Origin of the sequence: Lacinutrix venerupis (genome assembly GCF_003663945.1) — a bacterium.
GTDB classification, from domain to species: domain Bacteria; phylum Bacteroidota; class Bacteroidia; order Flavobacteriales; family Flavobacteriaceae; genus Lacinutrix; species Lacinutrix venerupis.
The window spans coordinates 140,571-159,938 of the sequence record NZ_RCCH01000001.1 but is presented as its reverse complement, the minus strand read 5'-3'; the positions used below and the strand labels follow the sequence as shown (position 1 = coordinate 159,938).

Genomic DNA, 19,368 nt, shown 5'->3' with positions numbered 1-19,368 from the left:
TTTAGCAAATAAAAACCGAATAGAAAATCCTCGCGGATTTTCGTAAGTAGGCTAGAACTAGCAATAAATTATATACGGTGTTGGCAGTTCGTGTTTTATTATCAATAGAACTACGAGCCAGCCATAAACTCTTCAAGAGTTTTAATGTTTTTACTTACTTGTTTCATATCCATAATTTTAGAACCAATTTCTACCGCTTGCTTGTAAAATGGTAAAATTATTTTAGGAAAATTTCTCTGTTTATAACCATTCTTTTCTGCTATCATTTTTTTAAGTCGAATATCACCAAACTTGACAAGTAGGTCAGTAGCTCTATAGATTTCCGTAGGATTGTTTCTTTCGACAATTTTGTCTACTATATTTTCAAATTCTAAATCACTTCGTTTAATATCTTCTTTATTTTCATACCTAGTAAGGGAATCATTGATTTCTATTGTTTCAATATCAGCATGACTCATTCTAATATTATGGCCTGCCCACATATCATATTTCTCATCATACCATACACCAGAGTCATGCCATTTACCAAAAAAATTAACTGCATTTTTTATTCTAAATCCTTTCAATCCATCTTTAGAACCTAATATGGTAGCTTTACATGGATTTGGATAAAATGCATCAACTTCTTTATCATCTTGATAGGAATCAAAACTATCTAAATATAATTGCTTAAATGTGTCAAAAAACTGAATTACGTTTTCAATTTTTGGATATAAGAATTCTTTAACATTAAAACGATATGTTCCAACTCCATCAATTACAATTGGGTCTGAATCGTGAAGAAAATAATCTTCTTCACTTAATGAATAAGCAGAATGAAAAAACGTATTCCTTATTTCTTTAAAATGATTCTCGGTAAAAAATGAAATCATATTTTGTTTATCAGCATCTTCTAATAATTCAAGCAAGAATTCTTTTTTCTCACCAATTCCCAATAGCCTTTCGTATTTTTTAGTTTTCCAGAAAAGATATGAAGAGCCTCTGTATCCTAATTTGATTTTGCATAGACTTCCAAGAATATTATAAAAGTCGCTATTTTCAAAGAATGTCGAGTAAAGCAAAAGTCCAATTCTGGTTTTTTCTTTATTTGTTTTTGAATAATAAATTTGCTTGTAAAATTCAATAGCATCAAACCACTCATGTAGATTGGTAGAAAGTTCTTTAGCTCCCATTCCCTTATAGTTTATAAGTGTTTGGACAAATTCAAATTCTATGTTGGCTTTTGCTTCGTCAAATAATGTAGAAAGTTCGTTAATTGTGTTTTTCATTTGGGATTACTTTTCATTCGAAGCTTACATGACTGCCAATGCTTCGTTGATATGAAATCGTTTTAATGTTTTATATCAAACGATAAGCTAAGTTAGTTTTATAAAATTTTATAATCAAGTTCAACTTGCTTAAAGCTATAAAAACTTATAAACATAGGTTTAAGAAAATCAATCTAAATTTTGTAATTTTACAATCCTAAAATAAACCAAAATTTCATGGAATACAGAATAGAAAAAGATACAATGGGCGAGGTTAAAGTACCTGCTAATAAACTTTGGGGAGCACAAACCGAACGTTCAAGAAATAACTTTAAAATAGGAACGCCTGCCTCTATGCCATTAGAAGTAGTTTACGGTTTTGCATACCTTAAAAAAGCGGCTGCTTTTACTAATGCAGAATTAGGTGTTTTAGATAACGAAAAACGTGATTTAATTGCACAAGTTTGCGACGAAATTTTAGATGGCAAACACGACGACCAATTTCCATTAGTAATCTGGCAAACAGGTTCTGGAACACAGTCTAACATGAATGTAAATGAAGTTGTGGCCAACAGAGCACACCAAATTGCTGGAAAAGTTATTGGTGAAGGCGAAAAAACTATACAACCTAACGACGATGTTAACAAATCGCAATCATCTAACGATACATTTCCTACAGGTATGCACATTGCTGCCTATAAAAAAATTGTAGAAAACACAATACCTGGCGTTATAAAATTAAGAAATACACTTAACGATAAAGCGCAGGAATTTAAAGATGTAGTTAAAATTGGGCGTACGCATTTAATGGATGCTACACCACTAACTTTAGGTCAAGAGTTTTCTGGTTACGTATCGCAATTAGATCATGGTTTAAAAGCCTTAGAAAATACTTTGCCACACCTATCTGAATTAGCTTTAGGAGGAACAGCTGTTGGTACTGGTTTAAATACACCTAAAGGATACGATGTTTTAGTTGCTAAATACATTTCAAAATTTACAAACTTACCTTTTGAAACTGCCGATAATAAATTTGAAGCTTTAGCTGCACACGATGCTATTGTAGAGTCTCATGGTGCTTTAAAACAATTAGCAGTGTCTTTAAACAAAATTGCTAACGATATACGTATGATGGCTTCTGGACCACGTTCTGGAATTGGAGAAATTATTATTCCTGCAAACGAACCAGGAAGTTCTATTATGCCAGGAAAAGTAAACCCAACACAATGTGAAGCTTTAACAATGGTTTGCGCACAAGTTATGGGTAACGATGTTGCAATTACTGTTGGAGGTACACAAGGACATTACGAGCTTAATGTTTTTAAACCTATGATGGCTGCAAACATTTTACAAAGTGCACAACTAATTGGTGATGCTTGTGTAAGTTTTGAAGAGCATTGTGCTGCTGGTATACAGCCAAACCACGATGTTATAAAGGAGTTATTAAATAACTCGTTAATGTTAGTAACTGCTTTAAATACCAAAATAGGATATTATAAAGCTGCAGAAATTGCAAATACTGCGCACAAAAACGGTACAACTTTAAAAACTGAAGCTGTAAACTTAGGTTATGTTACTGCTGAAGAATACGACGAATGGGTAAAACCAGAAAATATGGTTGGTGCTTTAAAATAATTTTAACCCAAATTTTAATTAAAAAAACCGATTAGCATTACGCTAATCGGTTTTTTATTTTTAGTTAGTTATTTAAATTTTTAAGGGAATTTTTTTTAACTGATACAAGTCTAATTAAATACTTTTATAAAATCATTAACATATGTTAATACCATAAAAATAATTATTATAGCTAAAACTTTAAAGCGTAGCTCTAATTCTACTTAATTGTACCGGTGTTATACCAATTGTCGCAGCTATTTGGTATTGAGGTATAATATTATCTAAATCTGGAAGACGCTCTCTTAATAAAAGATAGCGTTCTTTTGCACTATTAGATGTAAACTCTAAAAAGCGCTCTCCTCCTTTTAATACTAAATACTCTAAAAATTTACTGTAAAATGTCATTAATTTTAAGTCCTTTTTGCAAAGGTTGTAAAATGTTTTAAAATCAATTTCAAAAACATGAGATTCTGTAAGAGTTTCGTAAATTAAATTGTTTGGTTCGTTTTTAATTAAAGCTTTAAATGGTGCAAAAAACATAAACGCATTAAATAAATTAGTAGTAACCTCTTTACCACTAGAAAGTGTAACATAAGACCTTACAACACCATGTGTAATAAAATAAATTTTTTGTGGAATAGTACCATAATCAAGAAGCTTATCTCCTTGTTTAAAGGTTTTTAACTTTGCTATATTATATAAAACATCAAACTCTTCTTCTGTGAGTTTTTGAAACGAATTTATGTACTCATGTGCTTCCTTATAGTAGGTTCTCATATAGTATTTTTAGAAAAAAGAATTGGGTATCTATTTCTGGTTCAACAATTACAGTTGAAATGTATCAATATATATTTTACGAAATTTAATTTTTCGTTATAAACATAACATTAAACGTTGTAAAACTTACAAAAAATTATTACTCAGCCTTATGCATTTTATCTATATTTGACCTATGATTTCAATATTAAACAACCCTAAAAACAATATTATTGCAGTAATTATTGTAGAAATAATTACGTTATCAATTTCATTTTCAGCAGACTACTCTGGAGCTGGAATGCTAGCTGTTATTTTAAAATGGATACCAGCTTTAATTGGTATAACTACACTTATACTCTATTTTGTATCTCGTTTACTAATAAAAAAATACAATTGGATAGTTACCATTATAGGAATAATTTCTATGTTTATTGCAGCCTATAATCTTTACATAACCGATTTTTCTCAAACAGTATAATATGCCTTTATTAATAAAAAACATTAAAGAATTACTACAAATTAGAGAACCAGATATTTTAAAGATTTCTGGTGCAGATATGAAAACTCTACCAACAATTAAAAATGCATATCTGTTAATAGAACACGATACTATTGTAGATTTTGGGAGTATGGAAAACTGCAATTATAGCGACGTCGATCAAGTTATAGATGCTACTGGAAAAATAGTATTACCAACTTGGTGCGATTCTCACACACACATTGTTTATGCTGGAAATCGTGAACAAGAATTTGTAGATAGAATAAATGGGCTGTCTTACGAGGAAATTGCAAACCGTGGTGGCGGCATTTTAAACAGCGCAAAAACCTTAGAAAATACAAATGAAGAAGACTTATATAAACAGTCTATAGAACGTGTTAAAAAGGTTATTAAGCTAGGTTCTGGAGCATTAGAAATAAAATCTGGTTATGGCTTATCTACAGAAAATGAAATTAAAATGTTACGTGTTATTAAGCGTATAAAAAAAGAATTTCCAATAAAAATAAAAGCTACATTTTTGGGAGCTCATGCTTTTCCAAAAGAGTTTAAAGATAATAAACAAGGCTATTTAGACTTGATTATTAATGATATGTTACCCAAAATTGCTAAAGAAAATCTTGCACATTATGTAGATGTTTTTTGCGAAAAAGGTTATTTCTCGTTAAATGATACCCAACAAATTCTTGAAGCTGCAAAACAGTATCACTTAACACCAAAAATACATGTTAATCAATTTAATGCATTTGGAGGAGTCGAGTTAGCTGTAAAACACAATGCTTTAAGTGTAGACCACTTAGAAATGTTAAATGAAAGCGATATTAATGCTCTTAAAAACAGTAATACTATGCCTGTTGCTTTGCCTTCGTGTTCTTACTTTTTAAGCATACCTTATACTCCTGGTAGGCAAATTATTGATGCTGGATTACCTTTGGCATTAGCTACAGATTTTAATCCTGGTTCTACGCCATCTGGTAATATGAATTTTGTGGTTAGTACCGCTTGTATAAAAATGAAATTAACTCCCGAAGAAGCTATAAATGCTGCAACTATTAATGGTGCTTATGCTATGGGAATTAGTAATCAATACGGAAGTATAACAAAAGGAAAAAAAGCAAACCTTATAATTACAAAACAAGTACCTAGCTATAATTATTTACCATATGCGTTTGGAGAAAACAATATTGATCAAGTTATTATAAACGGTACGCTATATTAATATTAACTATTTTAAAATAAAAACGCCTGAAAACTTTCGTTTTCAGGCGTTTTTAATATTGTATTATTTACAATTACTTCATAGTAAATTGAGAGCTTGTTACTAACTCGTTACCGTTAAAAACGTTTACTTTATAAGTACCTTTTTCAAAGTCGTCTTTTTTATCTTTTTTTGCAATGTATTCGCAAATTGGTAAACTTTGGTTTTCGTAGTTAAACTTACTTACTAAACTGTAGTTTAAAGTTTCTTCACCAAAAGCAACCTGCTCATTTGCTCCTAAAATATTGTTTTTTGGATCTATTACCTGAACAAATAATTCCTTATCTCCAGCTTGTACTAATTTATTTTTAGCGACTGTAAAACATACTCTAATTTTATCGCTACGTCTTGCACGTTCTGTAGGAATTAATTTTCCAGAAGTACGCTCTATAACACCAGAAACATTCATACTATTTGCAGATAATACAGCTGCGCTTTCAACAACATCTGCTAATGCTGTATTTTGTACTAAAAGAGAATCTGTAAACACAGAACGTTCTACTAATTGAATTTTTGTACTATCTAAAGTTGTAGCTAACATTTGATTTTCAACCTTAAGTTTATCATTCTCTGTTAAGATATAATCCATTTCTTTTTGTAATGATAAATACTTCTTTTTGTATCTCCATAAACTCTTAACGTTAGTTTCAGATACTTGTAAAGAATCTATTAAACCTTGAATACGTTCTTTAGCTTCAACTAAATTTTGGTTAACAATGGTATTGTCATTCATGGCAACGTCATATTGTGCCATCATTTGATTAAGCTCATCTAAAACCTTTGTTTTTTCACTTATTAATACTTTTTCATTTTCTTTTTTCTCTTTATATAAAGAAGAAGAAAATACGCCTAATCCTATAAATAAGGCGATTGCAATTCCTAGAGCTACTTTTAAGCCTGTGCTTGCTGTGTTATTTGCCATAATTGTTTATTTTTTTAGAGATTTAAATAATTTTATTTTAATTGATAAACTGTAAATTATTTACTTTTAAAACACTAATTTTAATTTTTAAACACTGTAATACACATTATGAATAAACTTATTTTAATGTCCAAATCTAAAATCGAAGAACTTGTTGCTACACGTTCTGGTGAAACTAAATTTGGTGAAAAAGTAACTTTACTTCCATCAATTACAAATATATACGAAGACTTAATAAATTTAGACGTTAAGTATGTTTTAATTGGTTTACCCGAAGCTATTGGTGTCTTTGCAAACTACGGTAAAATAGGGACTAGCAAGGCTTGGGAGGCAACAATTAAAGTTTTGTTAAATACACAAAACAGCGTTTTAAACCAAGCAAAAAAAATGTGTATTTTAGGTTATTTAGATTTTACTAAAGAAAACGAACAGCTTTTAAAATGGGATCAAAAAAATGAAAAACATATAAAAAAAGCACGAGCATTAGTTGAAGAAATAGACAAAGAAGTATCTAACCTAATATATAACATTGTAAGAGCAGGTAAAATTCCTATTATTATTGGCGGTGGTCACAATAACGCTTACGGCAATATTAAAGGTTCTTCGTTGGCTTTAGAAAATAAAATAAACGTTATTAATTTTGATGCGCATACAGATTTTAGAGTAATTGAAGGTAGGCACAGTGGTAATGGCTTTAGTTATGCATATAATGAAGGATTTCTAAACAGGTATTTTATTTTTGGAATACATAAAAATTACAATTCGGAAACCGTTTTAAACAACGCTCTTAATAGCATAGAAAATATTAAGTACAATACATTTGAAGCTGTAGAAATTGAAAAAAACTCAAAATTTAAATCTGAAATGAAAAAAGCTTTAGAGTTTGTCTCTAAAGATAATTTTGGTATTGAAATAGATTGCGATGCCATAGCAAATATACCTAGTAGTGCACAAACACCTTCTGGATTTTCTGTAAATCAAGCAAGGCAATTTGTGCACTTTATGGGAAGCCATAAACATGCTAAATACCTTCATATTTGTGAAGCTGCTCCAACCAAAAAAACAGCTACACAGGTTGGAAAACTAATCTCTTATTTAATAACCGATTTTTTAAGAGCTAATGAAAGTTAATATAATAGGTTTTGACAATAAACACTCACTAGATTTTTATAGTTTAAATATTGAATGGCTTCAAAAGTATTTTGAAGTAGAACCTTTTGATGACGAGGTTTTAAGTAAACCTGAAAACTATATTATTAATAAAGGAGGTTATATTTTCTTTGCAAAAATTAATAATACTATTGTTGGTACTTATGCTTTAATGCCATTACCCAAACAAGAAGCTTTTGAGCTTACTAAAATGGCTGTTTCACCAGATTATCGTGGACAAAAAATAGGACAAAAATTATTACAACATTGCATTAATTTTGCTAAAGCAAGTCACTTTAACAGACTACTACTCTACTCTAGCCGAAAGCTTGAAAATGCCATATATTTATATAAAAAATTTGGGTTTATGGAAATTGAAGTTGAAGATAATTGCCCTTATAAACGATGTGATATTAAAATGGAATATTTTTTAAACAAAACTCTTTAATTAGTTTAACATAACATGTTTAGATGTAAAAAAAAGCGACACTTAATTGTGTCGCCTTTTATATTATTATTTATGCAATGGCTTGTAAAGCCGCTTTCTTTTTAATTTCAAATTGATTAGAGGTATTATTTTTTCCACCTGCTTTTAATGCTTTTTCACCTGCAAAAAATGTTTTATGATCATCTCCAAGGTCAGATCCTGCCATTCTTTGGTGTTTTACACAAGCAACTCCTTTTCTAATTTCTTGACGTTGGACACCTTTTACATAAGCTAACATACCTTCATCTCCAAAATAACCTTGTGTTAAATCATTCATATGCAATGCTGTAGTATGATATGTAGGTAAAGTAATTAAATGATGAAAAATACCTGCCTCTTTTGCTCCATCCATTTGGAAAGTTTTAATTTTCTCGTCTGCTCTAAAACATAACTCGGTATTATCATATTCAGCATCCATTAAATTGTTTCTATCATAAGCTGTCATGTTTTCACCTTCTGCAAGCATTTCATCATAAGCTTGATTTCTAAAATTTAACGTCCAATTAAAAGAAGGAGAATTATTATAAACCAATTTAGCATTTGGTACAATTGCCTTTACTCTATTAACCATATGTGCTATTTGTTTCAAATTTGGTGTTGGTGTTTCTATCCAAAGTAAATCTGCTCCATTTTGTAGGCTAGTTATACAATCTAGCACCACACGATCTATATTTGTACCTTTTTTAAATTTATATAAACCGTTTGGTAGCCTTACAGGACGAACCAATTTGCCTTCTCTTTTTAAAAGCACGTCGTCTTCTTTGGCTTCATGAATTGAAATTTCTTTGGCTTCAACAAAAGCTAAATATTGCGAAGCTAAATCTCCAGGTTCTTTACTTACAGGAAGTTTTTGGGTTAAACCTGCTCCTTCAGAGTCGGTTCGTGCTACAATAATACCATCTTCAACTCCTAATTCTAAAAAGGCATATCTAACTGCATTTAATTTGGCAATAAAATCTTCATGTGGAACGGTTACTTTTCCATCTTGATGTCCACATTGTTTTGCATCCGAAACTTGATTTTCTATTTGTATTGCACAAGCTCCTGCTTGAATCATTTTTTTTGCTAATAAATACGTTGCTTCTTCATTTCCAAAACCAGCATCAATATCTGCTATAATAGGAACAATATGAGTTTCAAAATTATCTATTTCATCTTGTACGTTTTCTCCATTTTCTAATCTTCTAAACAAATCGTTTAACGCAATAGCATCTGCCTGACGTAAAAAATCATAAATCTCGGCAATTAAACTAGGTACGGCAGTTTTTTCGTGCATAGATTGATCTGGAAGCGGGCCAAATTCTGAGCGTAAAGCAGCAACCATCCATCCAGAAAGGTACAAATATCTTTTACTTGTAGTTTTGTGATGTTTCTTAACCGAAATCATTTTTTGTTGGGCTACAAAACCATGCCAGCATCCTAAAGATTGTGTGTATTTAGAATTATCAGCATCATATTCTGCCATGTCTTTGCGCATAATTGCTGCTGTATGTTTAGCTATATCTAATCCTGTATTAAAACGGTTTTGAGCAACCATTCTGGCTGCACTTTCTGGGTTTATAGCATTCCATGTATTTCCATACTTTGCTTTAAGATTTCTTACAACTTCAAGTGCAGAACCATAATTGCTTTGTGCTAAATTTTTCATAATTTTGTGTTTAATTATTAAGGTTATTCAATATTTTGATAATTAAGTCTCGCAAACTATTGCAGTAGTTGCGAGACATTTTTTTATATGTATTGGTAAGCAGGAAGCGTTAAAAACTCTTCAAATTTTTCTTGAGTTACTAATTTTTCAAATAAATTAATGGCTAGTTTAAATTTGGTATTAGAAATTTTACTTTGGCTAACTTCTGTAATTATTTTCTCAATTTCTTCATCAAAAATATCGTTAAATAATTCTCTTGTAAAATGTCTTCCGTCTTCTAATTGCACTTCATTTTTAAGCCATTGCCAAAGTTGTGTTCTCGATATTTCTGCAGTAGCAGCATCTTCCATTAAATTATACAAAGCCACCGCTCCATGACCTCTTAACCATGCTTCTGTATATAGAATCCCTACATTAATATTTTTTCTAACACCAGCTTCGGTTACTGTACCTTCCGGAATTTCTATCAAATCTTTTTCGCTAATTTGAACATCTTCACGAAGTATATTTAATTGGTTTGCTTTTGGCATATGTTTATTAAACTCTTGCATCGCTATAGCCACTAAATCTGGATGCGCAACCCAAGTACCATCGTGTCCATTTTTTACTTCTCGCTCTTTATCTTTTCGTACTTTTTCTAATGCATTTGCGTTAGCCGCTTCGTTGTTTTTTATTGGTATTTGTGCAGCCATTCCACCAATTGCAAGAATTCCTCTTTTATGACAACGTTGGATTACTAGCTTAGAATAGGCATCCATAAAAGGCGAAGTCATTGTTACTTGGTCTCGATTAGGAACTACAAAATTAGGATGGTTTCTAAATTTTTTGATGTAAGAAAATATATAATCCCAACGACCGCAGTTTAAACCAACAATGTGCTCTTTTAATTCATAAATAATTTCATCTAATTGAAAGCTTGCTGTAATAGTTTCAACTAAAACTGTTGCTTTAAAAGTGCCCTGAGGAATATTTAAATAGTCTTGCGCAAAAGCAAAAACTTCATTCCACCAGCGTGCTTCTAGGTAATGTTCTAATTTAGGTAAATAAAAGTAAGGAGCTGTGCCATTGCTTAACATTGTTTTGGTATTATGAAATACATATAAACCAAAATCAACCAAACTTGCTGAAGCTTCTTGTTCACGAATTAAAAGGTGTCTTTCATTTAAATGCAAACCTCTTGGTCTAACTAATAAAACAGCAGTTTTATGGTTTAATTTATATGATTTGTCTCTTTTAGAATCATAAAAGGAAATTGTTTTTTTATTAGCATCAATAAGGTTTTGTTGACCTTCAATAGAATTTTGCCAAGTAGGCGAATTACTATCTTCTAAATCCGCCATAAAAGTTTTCGCTCCAGAATTTAAAGCATTAATTATCATTTTCCTGTTTACTGGACCAGTTATTTCAACTCGTCTATCTTGCAGGTCTAAAGGTATTTTTCCAGCAGTCCATGAACCTTCTCTAATTTTTTTTGTTTCACTTGGGAACTGTGGAAAGTTACCAGAGTCAAAAAAAGATTGTTCCTGTTCTCGCCTTTTTAAAAGCTCTAATCTTTTAGGGTTAAATTTTTCATGCAAAGCAATTAAAAACTGTAAAGCATTATCTGATAAAACTTCTGGATAATAGTTTTTAACCTCTTTAGCAAATTGAATTTCGGTGTGATTTAATACATTGTTTTCCATGTTATTATAATTTTACACTACAATATTAAAACAAACTTTTTTAAAAAACAAGCGAACGTTCGCTAAATTTTTATTTTCGCTTATTTATAAATATTCGCAAAATTTATTATATTTGAATTTGTAATTATGGAAGAAGAATATATAAAGCTCATATTTGGCTTAAAACTTAAGCAAATACGTACAGAAAAAAATTTATCATTATTTGGTTTATCTAAACTCTCTGGATTATCTAAATCCTATTTAAACGAAATTGAAAAAGGTAAAAAATATCCAAAACCAGATAAAATAGTTATTCTATCTGAAAAATTAGATGTACCATATGACCAAATGGTTTCATTAAAACTAGACAAGAACCTAGCTCCTATTGGTGAAATTTTACAATCTAAGATACTAAAAGAGATACCGTTAGAAGTATTTGGTATAAAAGAAAGTAACTTAATAGAAATTGTAGCAAATGCTCCTGCAAAAGTAAATGCATTTATAAGTACAATTATTGAAATAGCTCAACATTACAATTTTAGTAAAGAAAGTTTTTATCTAGCCTCTTTACGATCTTTTCAAGAAGCTAATAATAATTATTTCGACGATTTAGAGTTAAAAGTGATTGCTTTTGCAAAAGCCTACCACATAGACTTAAGTAAACCAATTAATTCTCAAGACCTTGAAGAAATTTTAGTAGAAGAGTTTAATTATACGATACACAACAATGAATTAGATAAACATAAAAGTTTAGACAGTTTGCGGTCTGTTTTTGTACCAAAAAACAAAACTTTATTATTGGCAAGTGAAATAGATGATGCGCAACGCACATTTATTTACGCAAAAGAACTTGCTTATAATTATTTAGAATTAGAAGATAGGCTTTATACTTTTTCTTGGATAAAATTTGAAAATTTTGATCAAGTTTTAAATAATTTTTATGCTTCTTATTTTGCTGGAGCCATAATCTTACCTAAGGATTTAATAACAAAAAAACTTTCGAAAATATTCAAGAAAAAGACATTTGACACTTCTCTTTTTTTAGAGACAATGCAATGCTTTAACGCATCTCCAGAATCCTTTTACCAACGATTAACTAATATTTTACCTAAAGAATTTAACATTCAAAATTTATTCTTTTTAAGGTTTACACATAAAGCTGGATCAGGTAAATTTCATTTAAAAAAAGAATTACATTTATCGCATCAACATTCTCCACATTCTAACGAAACTAACGAACACTATTGTAGACGTTGGGTTTCATTAAACGTTTTAAAAGAAATTAGTACAAATAATAATAAACACGTATTTAATATGCAGGTTTCTAATTATCCAAGAGATAATATGAAGTACTTAGTATTATCTAGCGCTACTAAAGATCCTTTTAAATACAACCATTATAGAAGTATAAGTGTAGGCTTACTAATAAATAAACAGCTAGAGAAAAAACTTAATTTTATTGAAAACAACAACACTAATATACAAGATGTTGGTGTTACCTGCGAACGCTGTTCTATTAAAAATTGCCTAGAAAGAAAATCTCCTTCTGTTTTATTAGATAGATTTGCTAAAAACACTAAAATCGAAAACGTAGTAGCCTCATTAACTAAAAAATTCTCTTAATTTTATTTAATAAATTTAAAACTATAACTTTTTTTTATTTTTTATTATTAAAACCTATTTAACGTTTGTTATCATGACTACCCAAAAAAATGAATTGTAATTATTGATTGTCTTTTCTTTTATGATTTTTCAGCGTCAGGACCATTGAAATAATAACCAATACACTAGAAAAAATACTTAACCAAAAACTTTTATCGATTATATCTGTTGAAGCTATTTCAAACACTATTAATATTGCACTAGCAACTATTAAAAATACAGGTAATTTCTTTTTCATATTATAAATTTTTCAAAGAGTCTAACTCTCGTTTTAAACGTTTTATTTCTTCTTCTTTTTTAAGCTGTTTTAAAGAATCTACTTGACGTTGTAACTCTTCAACAGATAATTCTTTTTTAGTTTCCTCATCAATGGGACTTATGGTAACACTTTTTAAATCATCTCCAACCACATCAATAATTTTGGTGTCTTCAACAAAATACTCTTCAATTCCTTCGCTAGAGCGCCAAGCTTCGTTTAATTGATTGTAAACTTCTTTTTCCCAACCACTTGGATGTTTTACATCTATCCATACAACGTCACGATATTCACTATCTATTAATGCTAAATCTGGTGTTGCAGAACCATCAAAATTATCTGATCCTTCACGAATTGCAGCTATTGTTCCTAAAAAAAACAGTCGTTTTCTTCCTGCAATATTCTTAATATATGGTCTAAATTCTACTGGTTTATTTACAGACCAATCAAACTCTTTACGAGATTCAATTACTTTTAAAGGCATCGCCGAAACTCCTGCATATCCTTGTTTTTTTGCTGCGTGATCGTAGTAGTATAATTTATCTGTTCCATCTGCCGGAATAAAAACACTATAAGTTAAACTTGTACGCTCATCTCCTACTGGCTCTAAACCAAACCAATGGTATAAACCACTATAAGCATCAATTTTGGTATCTTCAAAATTAAAATCGGTTACAAATGGTTGTTGGTTTTGGTCGTCTGCTAAATCTGGAATTTTTACTGCTGTTTCCATATTCCACGGTAATGGATCGCTAAAACCACCTAAAAATTTAAGCGATTCTGCTTGAAGTCTTGACACTTTTTCGGCTAAAGTATTTTGTTTTGTTAGGTATGGATAGTTTTTCATTTCCTCTGGAGCAATATATTCTCCTTTACCAATTGTTATACGCTCTAAGTAATCGCTGGCATCATGCTCCCCATTTTCTATAACCATAACTCCTCCAAAACTTGGATACGGAAAAAAGAAACCTTTCCATTTTATTAAACTCACCACTTCAACCCATTGGCCAGTATCGTTTTTCATGTAATACGTATCGCTTGGCTCATAATTTACAAGCATCCAAGGATTAAAACGTTGTACAACGGCATTGTAAGTGTTTCTGCTAAATTTTAACGATTCACCAATAGAAAATGTTACTGGTATTCTATTTTCGTTAGAAAAACGCGGAAATGGTGTTGTACTTGAAACGGCAAAAACCTCTTCGGTATTATCGCGCATACCTTGCCAGTAGTACTTTTCGGTTGGTTGTATTGCCATAGTCCATTTATTTTCTCCATCAACTCTTACTAAATGTGGCAACGAAACATCTTTAGTTTCACCAACACTTTCGTTTCCCATAGAATGGATGTTTTTTAACGGTTGTATACGTTCGTTTTGTGTTAGTGGCAAATCGTGTATTTCAACTTTATTTAAGTCGTTAAACACGTTATAAGTTTTCATATAATCATACAATTCCATCTTCCAACCTACAAAATATAAAGCGCCAAAAAATACTGCTAGAATGGCTAGTATTAATATTCGTTTTCCTGTTTCGGCTTGCTTTCTAAATGTTTTTAACCCAAAAAACAACACGATAGCACAAAGTAATATTATGAAAATAAATTTTCTAACAAACAGTAGTGCTGGTTGATAATCGTCACGCATAAAGAATAATAATGCTATAATTATTATACTTAGTATAACGACAATTCGTTTTTGTTTTCCGCCTTTATTCCAGTAATTTTTTATCATAATATTTTCCTATGTATGCAGGAATCTGTTTAGTTGTTATTTAATTTCTATACGTTAAGAATCATGTACAGAATTACAAATGTCCTTTATCTTTTAATCGTTGCCTTGCACTTTTTTTAGGTGGTTCTGGCTCTTCTTTTATTTCTTTTTTTGCTTCTTGTACCGCCTTAGTGTCTTTAGTTTCAAGATCTTTAATATAATCTTTTCCTTTCTCAACTGTATCTTTCATTACATCTACTAAAGAGTCGCCTTGCTCGTCTATAACTTGGGAAGATTTAAAGACAAAATTTGCTAAATACGTTCCTATTAAAGTACCTGAAATACTAGCAATAAATAATTGTATCGTGTACATATCTATTGGAATTATTAATCTTAAAACTAATACGCCAATTAAAAACAAAACTCCAATGTAAACCAAACGCATTAAGAACGATTGCTGATATAAAAAACCTTTTTTACTATCGTCTTTCATTTGAAGCTCTTTAGAATAAAACAGCTTATTGAAAAATTTATAAACTTTATTGCTTTTAGATTCTCTCCAATACAGCAGTATTCCAAAAAGTATTGATGCGATGAATACTATTATTTCTATTGTCATTTGAGTAGTTTTTTATGATTTTAAGTTTTGTCATTCTACGCTACGACGCAGCGTCTATTTTACTATTAGTAACCATTTTTTTAATATTGTTACTAATTTCCTCTATTACCCAATCTTTTAAAGAGTCGCTCCAAGACTCATAGGTTTTATAAAATTGTTCTTTATCATACCAATATAAAAATAAAACATCTTTAGCAGAAACATTAATTAATAGCTTCCATATTAAATCTTGGTGCTTTGGATCTAGCGATGAATGTGGTTTATGTAGCGCTTCAAAAAACTTAACATCTACAATATCTGCAATTTTAAATTCGTTGCTTACTTCTAGTTTTTCAAGATAGCGCTCCACACTCATTACGCGTTTTCTGCTTTCAATATCTAGTTTATTTAAATAACTTTTATATAGCACTTTATCGTTTAAAATATTATTAAACGGATGTTGGGCTTGTTTTATAGCTTCAGCAAATACATACTTTTTTATACGCTCGTATCTTGGTGTTTTAACTTCATCTTCTAAATCACATTCAATTATAATATGATCTCTCAATTTATCCATTAATTCTGGCTGAGAAATATGATAAATTAATACATCGTGAGTTGTATCTTTTATGGCTTCTTTATGCCATTTTTCATCTTCAAAAACCACAATTTCCTTAATAAAATCTCGTAGTACATAAACGCCTCCAAATGCCTTTGTATAAAATGAATTTGTTGTATACTGGAGTTCGTGCAACTTTAAATCTCGCGTTCTTAAATCGCCATATTTTTTAGCTGATTCTAGTAATTGTGCATGAATATCTTCATCTATAAAATTATTACCGTGCTTAAACTTAGCCACAAGTTCTAATTGTTCTTTTTGAATTTGATCTAAATTATCTATTAAATGAAAATTAATAGTAACAACATCATACTTTAAAACATCTAAAGGTTCGTAAAAGGCATCTATGTTTTGGTCGAAATCTAAACATATGGCACTATCACGAGTAATGTTATTTATTTTAGCTTCGTGTGTTTTAAACACGTATTGCATCATTTCACGGTCAAACGTGTGAAACGGAACATACACTGGTTTTCCTTTTTGTAAAGGTGAAATTATTATGGCGTGCATGTTTGCTTCACCATTATTTAGATAATGTAAATCTTGTTTTTCTTCTGCTATTTCTGGACTCCAACCTTTTCCATCTATAGAAAATGTAGTTAGTGTGGTTGGTAAAAAACCAAGTTTTACTAAACATTTATTATAACGCTCAACTAACTTTCCACTAATAGGAATTAGTTCGCTTCTGTAAAGGTTTGCTTGTTTTAATTTATCCATTACACCAAATTATTTATTTGTAAATACTGTAATAAAATAATGGTTTTAGCATCTGCTATTTCTCCAGTTTCAATGCCTTGTAATGCTGTTTTAAAAGGCATTTCTATTATTTCTATATCTTCTTGTTCTGTGTCTACGCCACCACCAGAACTTACTTTCATCTCGCTAGTGTATTCTCCAACAAAATAATGCAGCTTCTCGGTTAATGCGCCTGGCGACGAATAGGCATCAAATAGCTTAGTGACTTTAGGTAATTTATAACCAGTTTCTTCTTCTACTTCTCTAATAATACAGGTTTCTGGACTATCATCATCTAACATTCCTGCGCATGCTTCTATTATAAAACCTGTTTTATGTTGGTTTAAATATGCCGAAACTCGAAATTGTTTAACTAAAATTACTGTTCCTTTTTCTTTATTATACAGTATAATTGTTGCGCCATCACCACGATTGTAAGATTCTCTTCGTTTATCTGTCCAGTTTCCTGCACTCATTTTATAATCGAAAAATATCTCGCTTAATGTTGCCCAACCTTTATGTAAGGTTCTTTCGGTTATATTTTTTATTCTATTTCCCAAATTGTTCTCTCGCTTTTGTTTCAATATTTAATTGATTAATGCGTGCATCTACTTTTCGTTTAAAATCGGTATCTGCAATAGTTGCCACATTATCTAAATAACGTACAACTTCTTGTCTTCTAATTTCAGAAAAATTTAAACCTTTCATGTTTTGCTTCATTAATTCCTGAAGCATATTTAATTTGGTATTGTAATCTTTTTTGAAATAAATTTCTGGATTATCGAACCAATCTTGTTCTAAATCAAAATCTGTTAAACGCAGTGAAATTGCCGATTGTATATTTCTAACATCTCTTGAAGAAAAGAATGGAAATATCTTCTGAATTTCTAAATATAAATTAGCAAAAAACTCATGCTCGTTAACCTTGTTTAATTTTTCAGCTTTATGGTAAGCTTCTAAAACTCTAGCTTCGGTTGGTTTTTCGATATTGTTTAAAATATCTCCCATATTTTTTGCCAAGCCTTGCGCTTTTAAATATTGGTAATCACTTGGGCTTTTCATATTAATAAATTCTGGCATCGTTTTTTCTAGTTTTCGCCACCATAAATGGTCTTGATCTAAGAAATCGTGTTCTGTACGTGCTCCATCAATTTTAAATCGACCTTGCACACGAGAGATTACTGCTTTGTCTAACATTTCTGGTAAATTGGTAAATAACCCAATTGAGCTATTACCATAATTTACTGCATAAGCGCCTTCGGTATAACGTAGAAAAACGCCAATAACTTCTTTTACACCTGCTGAAACACCTTGTGCAGTACGTTCTTGTAAATTATTTTCGGCATCATCTATTGGTGCAAAAATTAATTTTGAAGGATCTTGCATTGGTTTCATCCATTCTACCATTTTTTCGGCACTTCCTCCTTGAAATGTACTTATTAAAGTATCTGGCATGGGATGAAACAAAAACGGAATATCTAAATTATCGCAATGTTCTTTTAAACGTGTTGCAATGGCTGCAATAAGCATACTTTTTCCTGTTCCTGGAATACCATAACCCATAAAAACAGGCATAAAACCACCTAGTTCTTGAAACGGATTCTTTTTTGCCTCGAAATCGTAGCTTAACATACGTTCTGTTAAACGTCTTGCAAAGTGTTTTGCATCTCTATTTCCTACTATTTGTTCGAATTGAATTTTATTAAACTCAACGCTTTTTGCTGTTCCTGCAAATACATTGTCCCAACCGGAAATAGCAAAATCGCTATTTTCTAGTTTGTATGTTCTATCGACAATGGTTTCGGTATATTCTAAACTGCTTTTACGTAGTTGAATTTCGTTTATTAATGCTTCGAAATAAACCACTGTAAAGTCTATTACATCTTTATCGGTTTTTATAATTTCTGGATGCCCTAAATATTTATCGTAATAAAATAAACTGCATGCAATCCCTTTTAAAGGTGTCATGAAAGACACTTCTGGAAGTCCAGCGAATTTCTGTTTCATAACAGATAAATCGTCTGATGCATGTGGTTTTAAATTATGCAACACATTGTAAGCCATAGAAAACAACATAAATGCTGTTGCTGTATGCATTTTACTTTCGTATTCACGTTTTCCGTTAGAATCTAAAGCACTTCTACGTTCGTGTAAACCAGATAATCCTGATGCATCGTAATAACTATCTTTTACCCAAATACCTAATGCAATAGCTTCTTGTACGGCATAAAGTGTTTGATTTAAATGTACAGGAATTGCTATAGAATCTGGCAATAATCGCTTTTTTAATGCTAATATAGTTTTTGATACCGAAGTAATTTCAGTAGCTCCACTTCCATTATTTGCACGAGATAAATACAATAATATAGATTCGTCTTTAGCGTCTTTATCTTTGTTTTTTGCTCTTGCGCCTTGTTCCCATTGTATACTTTTAAGATATCCACTGGCTTCATCGCGAAGCATGTTTAGTTCGTTTTGTTTTATAGGAAAGGTTGAGTTGTGTTCCATTATTTTTAAGTCTTCAGTAAGCAATATTCAGTTTG

17 protein-coding genes are annotated in these 19,368 nt (G+C 30.7%); 6 read left to right on the top strand and 11 right to left on the bottom strand.

Annotation, left to right across the window (positions count from 1 at the left end; genetic code table 11):
* Window positions 1–110: 110 nt before the first annotated feature.
* On the bottom strand, window positions 111–1,268 hold the full coding sequence (locus CLV86_RS00785; RefSeq protein WP_121048489.1) for a hypothetical protein: 1,158 nt from the start codon (window positions 1,266–1,268) through the stop codon (window positions 111–113).
* Between the two features lie 216 nt (window positions 1,269–1,484).
* Between CLV86_RS00785 and fumC the strand changes: the two genes are divergently transcribed.
* On the top strand, window positions 1,485–2,882 hold the full coding sequence (fumC, locus tag CLV86_RS00780) for a class II fumarate hydratase (protein WP_121048486.1): 1,398 nt from the start codon (window positions 1,485–1,487) through the stop codon (window positions 2,880–2,882).
* Window positions 2,883–3,062: 180 nt separating this feature from the next.
* Here the strand turns inward: fumC and CLV86_RS00775 are convergent, their stop codons facing one another.
* Window positions 3,063–3,641 carry a Crp/Fnr family transcriptional regulator gene (locus CLV86_RS00775; protein WP_076733308.1) on the bottom strand — a complete coding sequence of 193 codons (579 nt, stop codon included), beginning with the start codon at window positions 3,639–3,641 and terminating at the stop codon, window positions 3,063–3,065.
* 175 nt (window positions 3,642–3,816) lie between these two features.
* Here CLV86_RS00775 and CLV86_RS00770 point away from each other — a divergent pair, with 175 nt between their 5' ends.
* Together CLV86_RS00770 and hutI are read left to right on the top strand one after the other, a co-directional pair.
* Window positions 3,817–4,101 (top strand): hypothetical protein, encoded by a 285-nt coding sequence (locus CLV86_RS00770; protein ID WP_121048483.1) that lies wholly within the window; start codon window positions 3,817–3,819, stop codon window positions 4,099–4,101.
* A 1-nt stretch (window position 4,102) separates the two neighbouring features.
* Window positions 4,103–5,338, top strand: a complete 1,236-nt coding sequence (gene hutI, locus CLV86_RS00765) for an imidazolonepropionase (protein WP_121048480.1) — start codon at window positions 4,103–4,105, stop codon at window positions 5,336–5,338.
* Between the two features lie 73 nt (window positions 5,339–5,411).
* Here hutI and CLV86_RS00760 read toward each other — a convergent pair whose 3' ends face one another.
* Window positions 5,412–6,299 carry a chromosome partitioning protein ParA gene (locus tag CLV86_RS00760; RefSeq protein WP_121048477.1) on the bottom strand — a complete coding sequence of 296 codons (888 nt, stop codon included), beginning with the start codon at window positions 6,297–6,299 and terminating at the stop codon, window positions 5,412–5,414.
* 126 nt (window positions 6,300–6,425) lie between these two features.
* Here CLV86_RS00760 and CLV86_RS00755 point away from each other — a divergent pair, with 126 nt between their 5' ends.
* On the top strand, window positions 6,426–7,430 hold the full coding sequence (locus tag CLV86_RS00755; protein WP_249037433.1) for a formimidoylglutamase: 1,005 nt from the start codon (window positions 6,426–6,428) through the stop codon (window positions 7,428–7,430).
* Window positions 7,420–7,896, top strand: coding sequence for a GNAT family N-acetyltransferase (locus CLV86_RS00750; RefSeq protein ID WP_121048471.1), 477 nt, complete (start codon window positions 7,420–7,422; stop codon window positions 7,894–7,896). Before CLV86_RS00755 ends, CLV86_RS00750 begins: the two co-directional genes overlap by 11 nt.
* A gap of 70 nt (window positions 7,897–7,966) precedes the next feature.
* Here the strand turns inward: CLV86_RS00750 and CLV86_RS00745 are convergent, their stop codons facing one another.
* Together CLV86_RS00745 and aceB are read right to left on the bottom strand one after the other, a co-directional pair.
* Entirely contained in the window at window positions 7,967–9,583 is a 1,617-nt protein-coding gene (locus CLV86_RS00745; protein WP_121048467.1) for an isocitrate lyase, read from the bottom strand.
* A gap of 83 nt (window positions 9,584–9,666) precedes the next feature.
* Entirely contained in the window at window positions 9,667–11,265 is a 1,599-nt protein-coding gene (gene aceB / locus CLV86_RS00740) for a malate synthase A (protein ID WP_121048464.1), read from the bottom strand.
* Between the two features lie 126 nt (window positions 11,266–11,391).
* On the opposite strand from aceB, the gene CLV86_RS00735 reads away from it, so the two are divergent.
* On the top strand, window positions 11,392–12,867 hold the full coding sequence (locus CLV86_RS00735) for a helix-turn-helix domain-containing protein (protein WP_121048461.1): 1,476 nt from the start codon (window positions 11,392–11,394) through the stop codon (window positions 12,865–12,867).
* Window positions 12,868–12,967: 100 nt separating this feature from the next.
* Here the strand turns inward: CLV86_RS00735 and CLV86_RS14175 are convergent, their stop codons facing one another.
* From CLV86_RS14175 to CLV86_RS00710, 6 genes are all read right to left on the bottom strand, one after another.
* Complete coding sequence (locus CLV86_RS14175) at window positions 12,968–13,144, bottom strand: hypothetical protein (RefSeq protein ID WP_170148496.1); 177 nt, start codon at window positions 13,142–13,144, stop codon at window positions 12,968–12,970.
* Window position 13,145: 1 nt separating this feature from the next.
* Window positions 13,146–14,894, bottom strand: coding sequence for a bZIP transcription factor (locus tag CLV86_RS00730; protein ID WP_121048457.1), 1,749 nt, complete (start codon window positions 14,892–14,894; stop codon window positions 13,146–13,148).
* 73 nt (window positions 14,895–14,967) lie between these two features.
* On the bottom strand, window positions 14,968–15,492 hold the full coding sequence (locus CLV86_RS00725; RefSeq protein WP_121048454.1) for a stage II sporulation protein M: 525 nt from the start codon (window positions 15,490–15,492) through the stop codon (window positions 14,968–14,970).
* Between the two features lie 40 nt (window positions 15,493–15,532).
* Window positions 15,533–16,807: a DUF6638 family protein gene (locus CLV86_RS00720; protein WP_121048451.1), complete on the bottom strand. Its 1,275-nt coding sequence runs from the start codon at window positions 16,805–16,807 to the stop codon at window positions 15,533–15,535.
* On the bottom strand, window positions 16,807–17,385 hold the full coding sequence (locus tag CLV86_RS00715; protein WP_121048448.1) for an NUDIX domain-containing protein: 579 nt from the start codon (window positions 17,383–17,385) through the stop codon (window positions 16,807–16,809). Before CLV86_RS00715 ends, CLV86_RS00720 begins: the two co-directional genes overlap by 1 nt.
* The gene (locus CLV86_RS00710) at window positions 17,375–19,333 is read right to left on the bottom strand and encodes an AAA family ATPase (protein ID WP_121048445.1); all 1,959 of its coding nucleotides are present in this window, start codon (window positions 19,331–19,333) and stop codon (window positions 17,375–17,377) included. Before CLV86_RS00710 ends, CLV86_RS00715 begins: the two co-directional genes overlap by 11 nt.
* Between the last annotated feature and the right edge of the window lie 35 nt (window positions 19,334–19,368).

What these genes read in the sequence shown, in the direction of transcription:
- CLV86_RS00750 (WP_121048471.1), top strand. Translation starts at nt 7,420, where the DNA reads ATGAAAGTTAATATAATAGGTTTTGACAATAAACACTCACTAGATTTT.
- CLV86_RS00720 (WP_121048451.1), bottom strand. Translation starts at nt 16,807, where the DNA reads ATGGATAAATTAAAACAAGCAAACCTTTACAGAAGCGAACTAATTCCT.
- CLV86_RS00755 (WP_249037433.1), top strand. Translation starts at nt 6,426, where the DNA reads ATGTCCAAATCTAAAATCGAAGAACTTGTTGCTACACGTTCTGGTGAA.
- CLV86_RS00775 (WP_076733308.1), bottom strand. Translation starts at nt 3,641, where the DNA reads ATGAGAACCTACTATAAGGAAGCACATGAGTACATAAATTCGTTTCAA.
- CLV86_RS00770 (WP_121048483.1), top strand. Translation starts at nt 3,817, where the DNA reads ATGATTTCAATATTAAACAACCCTAAAAACAATATTATTGCAGTAATT.
- CLV86_RS00760 (WP_121048477.1), bottom strand. Translation starts at nt 6,299, where the DNA reads ATGGCAAATAACACAGCAAGCACAGGCTTAAAAGTAGCTCTAGGAATT.
- hutI (WP_121048480.1), top strand. Translation starts at nt 4,103, where the DNA reads ATGCCTTTATTAATAAAAAACATTAAAGAATTACTACAAATTAGAGAA.
- CLV86_RS14175 (WP_170148496.1), bottom strand. Translation starts at nt 13,144, where the DNA reads ATGAAAAAGAAATTACCTGTATTTTTAATAGTTGCTAGTGCAATATTA.
- fumC (WP_121048486.1), top strand. Translation starts at nt 1,485, where the DNA reads ATGGAATACAGAATAGAAAAAGATACAATGGGCGAGGTTAAAGTACCT.
- CLV86_RS00785 (WP_121048489.1), bottom strand. Translation starts at nt 1,268, where the DNA reads ATGAAAAACACAATTAACGAACTTTCTACATTATTTGACGAAGCAAAA.
- CLV86_RS00735 (WP_121048461.1), top strand. Translation starts at nt 11,392, where the DNA reads ATGGAAGAAGAATATATAAAGCTCATATTTGGCTTAAAACTTAAGCAA.
- CLV86_RS00725 (WP_121048454.1), bottom strand. Translation starts at nt 15,492, where the DNA reads ATGACAATAGAAATAATAGTATTCATCGCATCAATACTTTTTGGAATA.
- CLV86_RS00730 (WP_121048457.1), bottom strand. Translation starts at nt 14,894, where the DNA reads ATGATAAAAAATTACTGGAATAAAGGCGGAAAACAAAAACGAATTGTC.
- CLV86_RS00745 (WP_121048467.1), bottom strand. Translation starts at nt 9,583, where the DNA reads ATGAAAAATTTAGCACAAAGCAATTATGGTTCTGCACTTGAAGTTGTA.
- CLV86_RS00710 (WP_121048445.1), bottom strand. Translation starts at nt 19,333, where the DNA reads ATGGAACACAACTCAACCTTTCCTATAAAACAAAACGAACTAAACATG.
- aceB (WP_121048464.1), bottom strand. Translation starts at nt 11,265, where the DNA reads ATGGAAAACAATGTATTAAATCACACCGAAATTCAATTTGCTAAAGAG.